This window comes from Phycisphaerae bacterium (assembly GCA_018003015.1).
In the GTDB taxonomy this organism is placed as follows: Bacteria; Planctomycetota; Phycisphaerae; order UBA1845; family PWPN01; genus JAGNEZ01.
The window spans coordinates 245,065-255,751 of the sequence record JAGNEZ010000002.1; the positions used below are offsets into that span (position 1 = coordinate 245,065).

Consider the following 10,687-nt stretch of genomic DNA (forward strand, 5'->3'; position numbering starts at 1 on the left):
GATGAGTGAACAGCCTTCTTCCGCGGCCTCGTCGGCAGCGGCGGAGCCTGGGCCGGCGGCAGTTGCCCCGGGGGCCGCCGGCGTCGGGGTCTTGCGCCCGATCGGGTGGCTTTTTCGTGTGCGCGGTGAGCCGACACTTTGGCAATCGGTCCTTTTCGGGGCCCTCTGCCTAGGCATCTGCCTGGGCGTCTGGTGGCTGGTGACCCGCGGCGAGGCGGAAAGCCGAACCGTGGGGCCGGCGGTCCTGCCGAGCCCGGGGGAGACTTTCGCCACCTTCGACACGCTATGGTTCGACCGGGCCCTGACGCGCAACACGTTGGCCAGTCTGCGGCGCGTGGCTCTGGGTTTCGGCCTGGCCACGCTGATCGGCGTTCCGTTGGGGGTGTTGTGTGGATGTTTCTCCTGGTGCCAGGCCTTCTTCGCCCCGCTTTCGATCTTCGGTCGGAACATACCCGTCGCGGCCCTGATCCCGCTGACTTTCTCGCTCTTCGGGATCGGCGAGCAGCAGAAGATCATGTTCATCTTCATTGCCTGTGTCGCCTTCATCATCTCGGATTCCGCCCAGGCGGTCCGCGACGTGGACATGCGCTACGTGGATACCGCCCACACGCTCGGCGCGCGAAGGCGGCAGATCATCATGAAGGTCCTGGTGCCGTTGGCCTTGCCGGACATCTTCAATTCTCTGCGCCTGCTGTTCGGGCTGGCGTTCGGGTACATCATGCTGGCTGAACTGGTGAAGTTCGGCGGTGAGAGCGGCGGATTGGGCGACATCATCATCACATCGCAGCGGCGCGGACCGAAGGAGCACATCCTCTTGGTGCTGATGATCATTCCGGTCGTGGCCCTGGCGATCGACCGGATCCTGTATTGGGCCCAGCGAGAGCTGTTCCCGCATCGATACGGGGGTTTCGGCTTCTTGCACGCGGGGGTGCGCTTCGTCGTGCATCTGTGGGAGGACCTGAAGGGCTTGTTCTGGCGCTCCCACCGGCGGGTTGAGCTTCCTGTCACCTCGGTTTCGGCCCCGGAGAAGAAACCATGAGTGATCCTCTGCTCGCCCCGGTCACCGCCGCACCCGCCGCGGCCGCGCTTGGCACTGCGTTGAGAGGGTTCTCGGCCCAGCCGGTCGGTGTGGGCCAGGTACTACCCGCCGTCCGCAAGCCGGAGGAACTGACCCGTCCCCACGTGGTTCAGTTCAACCGGGTGACGAAAACCTACAACCCCGGCCAAGCCAACGAGTACACGGCCATCACAGAGGTGACCTTCGTGGTCGAGGATCTGGCAAACAAGGGCGAGTTCATCTGCGTTCTTGGGCCCAGCGGTTGTGGCAAGAGCACGATTCTTAGGCTCATTGCCGGCTTGGAGCCGCAGCATCCCGCGACATCGGGCGAAGTCTTGGTGTTGGGCCGGCCGGTGACGGAGCCCGGGGCGGACCGCGGGATGGTCTTCCAGGACTACACGAGCTTTGACCATCGCACCGTTCTGGAAAACGTGACCTTCGGCCTGGAGTGCCAGGGCATGCCCCGGAGGGAGCGCCAGGGGCTGGGCCGGGAATGGGTCAAACGCGTCGGGCTGGACGTGGACAAGGATGCCAACAAGTACCCCCATGAGCTCTCCGGTGGCATGCGTCAGCGCGTGGCCATCGCCCGCACGCTGATCCTGGAGCCCCGGATTATCCTCATGGACGAGCCTTTTGGGGCCCTTGACCCGATGACGCGGATGAACATGCAAGACCTCCTCCTCGGCCTCTGGCGATCGGTGGAAGCCACCGTCTTCTTCGTGACCCACTCCATCGAGGAAGCGGTTTTTCTGGGTGACCGGGTCTACGTGATGAGCAACTCACCGGGTACAATCCTCAAGGAGTTGACCATCGAGCCGTCGGACCGGCCGTCCCGGGAGATGCAGCGCGAGCCGCGTTTCCAGGAGACGGTGTTTTTCATTCGGGATCTGATCAGCAAGCTCGAGGAAGGTCGCGACTAGGACGGCTAGCATGCGCTTTGCCAAGTATCTCAAGGTCGCCTTCCTGAACCGCTGGAACCTGCTGGTGACCGCGGGAGCCATAGGTTTCGCGATGTTGAGCGGCCAGGCCGACATCTGGGTGCCGCTGGTCCTGGCCGGCGAAGTGACCTACCTCGGACTGCTGGCCTCCCATTCGCGTTTCCAGGCCTACGTGGACGCCCATGAAGCCAAGGTGTTCCGGCAGCAGGGGACGGACACGGCTCAGCAGACCTACCGGACGATCATCCAGTCCCTGCCGCCCAAGTCGGTCGAGCGATTTCGTCTTCTTCGTTCGCAGTGCCTCGAGCTCCGCCAGATCGCCCAGCAGCTCAAAGGGCCGGAGGCGGTCGAGCCCGCGGCCATCCTCGAGGAGTCCCAGGGGGCCGGCCTGGATCGACTTCTGTGGATCTACCTGCGGATGCTCTACACCCAGTATTCCATCGAGCGCTTTCTGCAGAAGACCAGCGAGGCCCAGATCCAGAGGGATATCGCCAGCCTCGAGGAGCGGCTCAAGGCCGTAACCGGGGTTAGCGACGAAGTCCAACGGCAACGATTCGCCAAGGCCCTGGAGGACAACCTTCAGACCTCCCGGGATCGGCTGGCCAATTACCAGAAAGCAAAGGCCAATTGCGAACTGGTTCAACTGGAACTGGAACGGCTCGAGAACAAGATCCGCTCGCTCAGCGAGTTGGCGGTGAATCGCCAAGAGCCCGACTTCATTTCGGCTCAGGTGGACCAGGTGGCGTCCAGCATGGTTCAGACCGAGCGGACGATGAATGAGCTGCAATTCGCCACGGATCTCGGGATTCCTGATGAGACCGTTCCCGAGCTTCTGCGGACCGAGAAACTGCTCCAGTAGTGGCTTCGAGCGGGGCAGCGATACCCGGAAAGATCCTACAATAGAGTATGCGGCAGTGTGGGATGAAGCAGGCGGCCCTTGTGCCCCTTTTCTTGGCGGTCTTATCGGTCGTCAGTTCGACGGCTGCCCTGCAGGCGGGGGGCGGAGATGCGGGGGGCCGGTCTCTGGGGGTGCCTGCCGTCCGAGCCGCGCGGTCCAGGCGTATGGCGGCCGCCGCCCAATCGGCCAAGTCCGTCGCCTGGCAGCGAGCCAAACAGCGGGGCCTGCCGGTGCGATGGCATGCTGGTGGCAGAACGTATGAACTCATGGCTGCCCCGGACGGCCGCCCCATGCTGGTCGTCGCCACCAGCAACGTGAACGCGGCCATCTCCACGGCAGCCGTCGAAATCCGCAACATCAGTCCGTACAACCTCAATGGCGAGGGCCTGTCGATCGGCGTCTGGGACGGTGCGGCCGTTCGGGCCACGCACCAGGAGTTCGGGACACGGGTGACCGTCCGGGATGTGGTTGCCGCTGCCGATCACGCCACGCACGTCAGCGGTACGATCGGGGGAGCGGGCGTGACTGCGGCGGCGCTGGGGATGGCCTCCGGCGTGGCCATCGATTCCTACGACTGGACGAACGACGTCGCGGAGATGACCTTGCGGGCGATGGCCGAACCGGGGGAGGCGGGAACGCTCCAGGTCTCCAGTCATTCCTATGGGTACCTGGCCGGTTGGTCACACAGCACGACGCCGCCTCGCTGGTACGGGACCTGGGGTCATCGCGAGTCGGACAGCTTTGGGCAGTATGACAGCCTCGCCCACGACTGGGACATGCTCTGTCACGATGCCCCGTACTTCCTGCCGTTTGTCGCTGCGGGCAATGATCGGAATGAGAAAGCTCCTTCGTCGGGCAGCTCGTTCCAGTACGAGAACGGCGGTGACTGGGTGACCAAGACCTACGATTCGGCCACCGATCCGTACAACGACGGGTGGGACAACGGAGGATACGACACCATCTCCCTCGTCGGCAACGCCAAGAACATTGTGACCGTCGGTGCGGTGAACGACGCGGTGGCGAGTGGTGCACGTTCGCTGGCCGCTGCGACCATGACCACATTCAGTTGCTGGGGACCGACCGACGACGGTCGGGTCAAGCCGGATGTCGTGGCTAACGGCGCGAGCCTGTATTCCTGCACCGCAGCATCGAACGAAAGCTACGCCAGCATGAATGGAACGAGCATGGCCACCCCCAACGCCAGTGGGTCGGCCATACTCCTCGTCCAGGACTACGGCCTACTCTTTCCTGGGCAATACATGCGGTCCAGCACGCTGAAAGGTCTGCTGATCCACACGGCCGACGATCTCGGCGATGCGGGGCCCGACTACCGAACCGGCTGGGGATTGGTGAACGTCAAGACTGCTGCGGATTACCTCAGGAGTTGTCGTGATATCCCTGTCGCCCGTGGTCTGGTCGAGGGCCTTCTGACCGGTACCCATGCTGTGGATACTTACCGCGTCACCTGGGATGGTGTGCACAGCCTGAAGGCCACGCTCTGCTGGACGGATCCGCCGGCGGCAGTCGTGACCGGACTGGACAACGCTGCGGTTCGCCTGGTGAACGACCTCGATCTCCGAATTGTGGTCCCGGCTGAGGCGGTCGTTCACCTGCCCTGGATTCTCGATCCGACCAGCCCCTCGGCCGCTGCCACCACGGGCGACAACACCCGCGACAACGTCGAGCAGGTGGTTGTTGCCAAGCCGACATCAGGCTACTACACGGTCAACGTGAGCTACAAGGGGGCGTTGACCGGCGGGCAGCAGTACTACTCGCTGCTGATCAGCGGTTCAGGTCCCGGGCCGACCGCGGCGGTGACAGTGGACCGCAAGAGCTATCGGTGTGCGGACACCGTCGGCGTCACGCTGCTTGACTCCGGCCTGCGTGGCCAGGGCGCGCAGGTCGTCACCCTGGTCGTGGGTGAGGACGCAGAGGAGGTGATGGTTCAGGAGACGCCACCCGACAGCGGCGTGTTCGCCGGCTCAATCTCGACTGTGCAGGGTGCACCCAGCGGCGGAAGCGGTATCCTCGAGGTGAGTGATGGTCAGACGGTGACTGCGACGTACGTCGATGCGGATGACGGGACCGGCCAGCAGGCGGTGGCGACCGACGCGGCGGTGGTGGACTGCGTTGCCCCGGTCATCTCCGACATAGCCGTCCGCGATATCACCGCCCGCACCGCGACCGTGTCGTTCGAGGCCAACGAGACCGGTAGTGGCGCGGTTCTGCTGGGCAGCGAGTGCGGATCACTCTCCGACATTCGCCTTGGCTGTGCTGCAGCGACGTCGCACCAGATCACGCTCAGTGGCTTGACGCCGGCCACGAGCTACACGTTTGCCGTGCGGGCCACAGATGCTGCCGGCAATGAGGCCTTGGACGACAACAGTGGAAGTTGCCATGTCCTGGCGACCCTCGTCCAGCCGGATTACCTGACGGCGCTTTTTGACGGAGACAGCGGCAGTCTTGCCAACAAGTCCTGGACGTTCACATACGGCAGCGGGAGTGGAACCTACGCCGTGTGCCAGAGCCCGGCGACGGCCTTTCCCGTGGATCCGTCGAGCGGGATGACGCTGAGTCTCAGTGACGACGCCTATCAGCAGGTCGTCCTCGCCGGTGGCGCGGAGATACCCTTCTTCGGTCAGATGCATTCCGCCTTCTTCGTGAGCAGCAACGGCTACATCACCTTCGATGAGGGTGATGCGGACTGGAGCGCCTCGGCGGCCGATCATTTCCGCCTGCCTCGGGTGTCCGGGATTTTCGGCGACCTGGATCCGTCGTCGGCGGGTGCCGTCTCCTGGTGCCAGTTGGCCGATCGGGTGGTCGTTACCTGGCAGGGCGTGCCCGAGTATGGGGCCAGCACGGTGAGTAGCTTCCAGATCGAGATGTTCTTCAGCGGCCGGGTGCGGGTGACGTATCTGAGCCTGGCTCCGATTCACGGCCTGGTCGGCCTGTCCCCGGGCAGCGGCTTGCCGGCCGACTTCTGCGGTTCGGACTATGCCGCCTATTCCGCATGCCCGCTGGTGCCTCAGGCCGACTTCGATGCCGATGGTGATGTGGACTTGGATGACGCCGGTCACATGCAGGCGTGCCTCCTCGGCTCGCTGGAGCCGCAAACCGACGTTGCCTGTCGTGATGCCGACCTCAATGCTGACGGCTTTGTCAACGATACCGATTTCCGTCTGCTCATCGGCTGTCTGAGCGGTGCCGGCGTGCCGGTGGACTTCGCTTGCCTGCCGTGATCCGCCGCAGCCGTCACTTCTCGGTGAGCTCGATTTCGCCGTGCCATTCCGGCGGCGGGGGGGCGGACAGGTATCGCCGGATGGTCTCCCGATAGCGTTCGACGGCCAAGTCGCCGGGCCTGATGCGCAGGCACTGCTGCAGAACAGCGTCGGCCTCCTGCCAGTCGCGCCGGCTGAAGGCGGCCACGGCTCGTTCGTACTGCCCAGCCACCTCGATTAGCTCGGCGCTCACTTTCCCCGGTCGTCCCAACAGCTCGTACACCGCCAGGGCTTCGCTCTTCCCTTTCACCTGGATCGCTCCGAGGCGCCGGTACAGGAAGCGCTCTCCGGCGATATCGTGGGTGCTGCCGGCCACCATGATGGCCGTGCCGAAGTACTTGTTGGCGGACTCCAGCCTTGCGGCCAGGTTGACGGTGTCGCCCATGCAGGTGTAATCCAGCTTGTTTTCGCTGCCGTAGTCGCCGACGAATACCGGGCCGGAGCTGATCCCGATGCGCACGAACAGCCGCTCGAATTCCCGCCCGAGCGGGTGGTTGAGGTGACTGGCCTTCAATTCCCTTAGCGCCTGGAGGCTGTCGAGTGCGGCTTCGCAGACTGCGACCGCATGATCCGGGCACGGCAGGATCGGCGGGTTGAAGAAGGCGAAGACCCCGTCGCCCATGAACTTGTTGATCAGGGCCCGATGATGGTGAAGAACCTCGGACATGGATTCGAGGTAGGGATTGAGCAGTGTCCGCGTCCCTTCCGGTCCGAGGCGCTCGCTCAAGGGCGTGAAGCCGGCCAGGTCGCTGAAGAAGCAACTCACCTCGCCCTGGACCGGGGCGAGGTCGAGCTTGGCCGTGTTGTCCGCAATCCGCCGGGCCATTGCCGGCGAGACGTACTGGGCGACTGCACGACTAAATCGCCGTTTCTCACGCTCCGAGGTGAGGTAGCGAACCATGACAATGAAGGCCCAGTTGACGAACATCAACAGGATAGCCGTGACCAGCGCCAGCCAGTGGTCCATCCTCGCGAACAGCCCGAATGCGCTTAGAAGGGCGGCGCCGACGGCGATACAAACCAGCAGGAGGAACGTCGTCCAGGGGCCGCGGGTAATGCTGGCCAGCGTGGCGACCAAGCCGAGCAGGGCGATGATCCCTGCTTGGGTGCTCGTATTCGACCAGGTGCGAAAACGGCCGACCAGGAAGCTGTTCAGCACATTGGAGTGGACCAGAACGCCCGGCACGCGTGGGTAGGGCGGGGTGGTTACCATGTCGGCCACCGCGGTGGCCGTGTAGCCGACCACGCAGGTCTTTCCCTCGAACAACGGGCGCATCTGGTCGGTCAGACGCTTGTGCTCCCGGGTGAGCTGGACGATGGCCTGGTCCAGTTCCGCCACGTCACCGGCGATCAATTCGTGGGCTTCCTTGAAGCGCTTGTAGTCGGCGGCGATATCGGGCTTGTGCGGATCGGGTTCGGCCTGCAGCCGACTCCATTCCTCGCGGATCAGGGTCAGCGTGTCGTTCTGATCCTGCTCGACCATCGAACGTAGCTGCCGTGCCTCGGCGGCCTCCTTCCGCGACGCGTCGGTGTCGCCCTGGCCGAGCAGGCGAGCTCGGCCCACGCTCCGTTCCAGCTCGAGCATCCGGTTAACCTGGGCGCGGTAGAGTGAGAATCCGGCGTCGTCCTTGATGAGGCTGATGGCCCGGCCGATCTTCCACTGGCGAGCCTGGTCGTTCTCACGCATCCGCCGTCGACAGTCGGAGAGCCGCAGCAGCAGGGCGGCCGGCTTGTGGTCGAAGCACTCCTGCCAGCCACGTCCGGCGACGTGCCAGTTGATCAGCATCTCGCCTTGTTCGTTCAGCTGCACGCGATATTCCGGTCGTCCGTCACGACCGGCGATGATCAGCCGCCCCTGACGGTCAAAAGTCAACTCCTCGGTCCTGATACCCAGGGTTTCGCGGACGGTCACAAAGGCCAGGTGCTCGAGCAGCCGGCCATCCCAGTCGAGCAGCAGAGGCACATGGCGGGTTCGCCCGTCGGCGTCGGGATGGAAAGTGACGAATCCCATTCGTTTGGCCGCAATCCCGATCTGATAAAGTGGCGGTACCACATGGTCGGCCTTCGGCAGTCGGCCCCTGAGGACCGCGGGGACGGGAGGACAGCGCTCGCGCAGCACCTGCAGGCTCTTGGCTCGGTGGAAAGCCGCCAGCACGTCTTCGCGGTCGGCGGTCAGCCGATTGGCGGGGGTTGAGAGAATCGCACGATGAACCGTGGCGTAATCCGCCTGAGGATGCTCGGCCAGGAAGGCGGTCACGCGTTCCTCGGCTACCCGCCGCTTGGCTCCGGGGAGAACGGCTTCGACGGCGCCCCGGCCGCGGCCCACTGTCTTCGCAAGAACGTCCAGATCCTGCTCGAACTGTCTGCGGAGCAGGTCTGCCAGCTGCTCCTCCAACCGGCTGGCGGATGGCCTTGCACCGCCCGCTTCGTAGTACATGGACAGGCAGACGTGACCTGCCTCGGCGATTGCCCCGGCCAGTTCATCATCCGGGTAGACCAGATTGCCCTCCGAGATTTCCCCGAGTTGTGCGACCGGTCCTTCCACGTCCGTGAAGCGATCAAGTCCGGGTACGCGCAGCTCCCGCGGGCGAGGTTCGCTCCACACGATGTCGATCATGATTCGGGCGGCGCCGAGCTCCTTCAGGTCGCGGACCATTTCCGCCTGCAGATCGCGCGGCCAGGGCCAGCTTCCCACGCGATTCAGCGCGTCGTCGTCGATATCGATGTGAACAATCCGGTCCGAGGCCGGAACGCGGCTGAAACGCCGAACCAAGAAATCAAAGCCGTCCCATTCGAGCCGCTGGGTGAGAGCGAGACGGCCCGTGTGGGTCGAGACTGCGAGCAGGGTCAGCGCCAGGCCGGTCGCCAGTTCCCACCGATGCTTCGCCATCCATCGCATGATGTGCGTGTTGTCGCCTAGCGGGTGCCCCAGAGGTGAGGAAGTCTGCCGCTGCCGGTGCCGAAGTTGCCCTCGGGTCTGTTTACCACGCGCGTGCCGCCGCCAGTGCTCCGTGGCGCCAGGAGTGCCGTCGTGCTCAGGACGTTGGTCAAGTTCTGGCCCAACGCAGGCCCCCCCGCGCCCCCCTGGAAACGCCGGGCGAAAGCGCGGGTGGTGATTCCGCCGCCCGGCTCCAGCGACCCGGCGCCCGAGCCGTTCAGCACGTTGAACAGCTTCTCAGCGCCTGTCTGTCCGAAGACATCGGCAAACGAGACGTGCCGGTCGAAGGTCGCCGTCTCGATCCAGCGAACCATGCGTTCAGTGACGTACTGTCCGGCGTGCAGGTTTCGCGATTCCTCGGTCATCCTGTTCAGGGCTGTCACCAGGCCCTCCTGGGCCAAATCAATCTTGAACCGGCCGGTGCTGGGTTCGTACTCGATGCCGAAATCCATCGTGCCTTTCTTGGACAGCGTCGCGGTCGGCGTCTCGATGGTCATATCGCTTCGCAAGGTGGTCTCCGCCACGCCGGCTCGGACCGCGCCGTGCCCCAGTCCCAGACGAACCTCCTTGGTGTCTGCGACACGCTGAAACTGATCGATACTGGCCAGCGTCGCCCGGTCGATCATCACCACGGTGTCATCCCCAAACGTGAGGACGACTTGGGATCGCAGGCGAGTGCGAATGCGTGTGCCGGCCGGCAGCAGGTCGCCGACCTTGGCGGCTTTCCACTCACCCGTGGTGCCCCCGGCGCCCACCAAGGCGTAGTGGACCGTACCCTCGAGCTTGGCCACCCGGGCTTGCATGGGCTCGCCGGACGGCCTGGTGGCGGGCGGCTGTCCCACCGGCGCCGTGGCAGCGGCGGCAGGGGCTCCGCCGGCCGGCTGAGCCGAGGGGGCGACGTCCTGAGCCCACGAGGCCGCGGTGATCAGAAGAATCCCAACGCCGGACCAGATGGTTGTGCAGTGTCTCATCATGTTCACCTGATACACCATTCTAGCCGATGGGAGCCTGTCCTGCCTCGACAAACAGCCTAATTCCTCGCGGGTTGCGAGCTTGGGGCTTCAAGCTCCTTCTGGACGTCGGTCGGCTCCGAGGCGTAGCGGCCGTGCGCCGCCATGTAGCGGTCAGCTTTGGCGGTCAGATCGACCAGTTCTCCGCCCGTGATGTAGCGGTACGGGGCGGTCTGGGGCATCAGATCGAGAAAGGCCAGTTCGCGAAGGGCGTATCGCCGGTCACCGACATGCGCCGCCCGGCCCAGCAAGTTGAGATTCGCCCCTCCAGGAGCCTGGATGATCTGGCAGACCATGTAGGCGACGCTGCCCTTGTCGATGCACGCCTCCCGCCTCAGATTCCACTCGGCCCGGGCAATGCCCCGGTTCTCCAGTGATGCCCGTCGCTCCTCGAAACTCTTGTACGCGTCGTCACCGTCCGCGAGGATGACCATGGCTCGGTAGGCCTCCGCCACGGTAACCATCGGTTCCTTCTGCAGCTGCTCGTGAAGGAGGGTGTCGACGTCCACCCGCTCGCCCTGATCCGCCTGTTCGACGCGGACGGCCTGCGTGCAGCCGAGACCGCACC

At 64.6% G+C, this 10,687-nt stretch carries 7 protein-coding genes; 4 read left to right on the forward strand and 3 right to left on the reverse strand.

The window, feature by feature from the left end:
- The first annotated feature begins 1 nt into the window (after position 1).
- From KA354_01840 to KA354_01855, 4 genes are all read left to right on the forward strand, one after another.
- The gene (locus tag KA354_01840; protein MBP7933365.1) at positions 2 to 1,039 is read left to right on the forward strand and encodes an ABC transporter permease; all 1,038 of its coding nucleotides are present in this window, start codon (positions 2 to 4) and stop codon (positions 1,037 to 1,039) included.
- A 143-nt stretch (positions 1,040 to 1,182) separates the two neighbouring features.
- Entirely contained in the window at positions 1,183 to 1,977 is a 795-nt protein-coding gene (locus tag KA354_01845; protein ID MBP7933366.1) for an ABC transporter ATP-binding protein, read from the forward strand.
- 10 nt (positions 1,978 to 1,987) lie between these two features.
- Complete coding sequence (locus tag KA354_01850) at positions 1,988 to 2,854, forward strand: hypothetical protein (GenBank protein MBP7933367.1); 867 nt, start codon at positions 1,988 to 1,990, stop codon at positions 2,852 to 2,854.
- A gap of 203 nt (positions 2,855 to 3,057) precedes the next feature.
- A complete protein-coding gene (locus KA354_01855) occupies positions 3,058 to 6,132 on the forward strand; it encodes a S8 family serine peptidase (protein MBP7933368.1) in 3,075 nt (1,024 codons plus the stop codon).
- A gap of 13 nt (positions 6,133 to 6,145) precedes the next feature.
- On the opposite strand, the gene KA354_01860 is transcribed toward KA354_01855, so the two are convergent.
- The 3 genes from KA354_01860 to KA354_01870 form a co-directional block, all read right to left on the reverse strand.
- Positions 6,146 to 9,061, reverse strand: a complete 2,916-nt coding sequence (locus tag KA354_01860) for a CHASE2 domain-containing protein (protein ID MBP7933369.1) — start codon at positions 9,059 to 9,061, stop codon at positions 6,146 to 6,148.
- A 26-nt stretch (positions 9,062 to 9,087) separates the two neighbouring features.
- Positions 9,088 to 10,089 (reverse strand): FecR domain-containing protein, encoded by a 1,002-nt coding sequence (locus tag KA354_01865; protein MBP7933370.1) that lies wholly within the window; start codon positions 10,087 to 10,089, stop codon positions 9,088 to 9,090.
- Positions 10,090 to 10,139: 50 nt separating this feature from the next.
- On the reverse strand, positions 10,140 to 10,687 hold a 548-nt coding region (locus KA354_01870), incomplete at its 5' end, for a hypothetical protein (protein MBP7933371.1).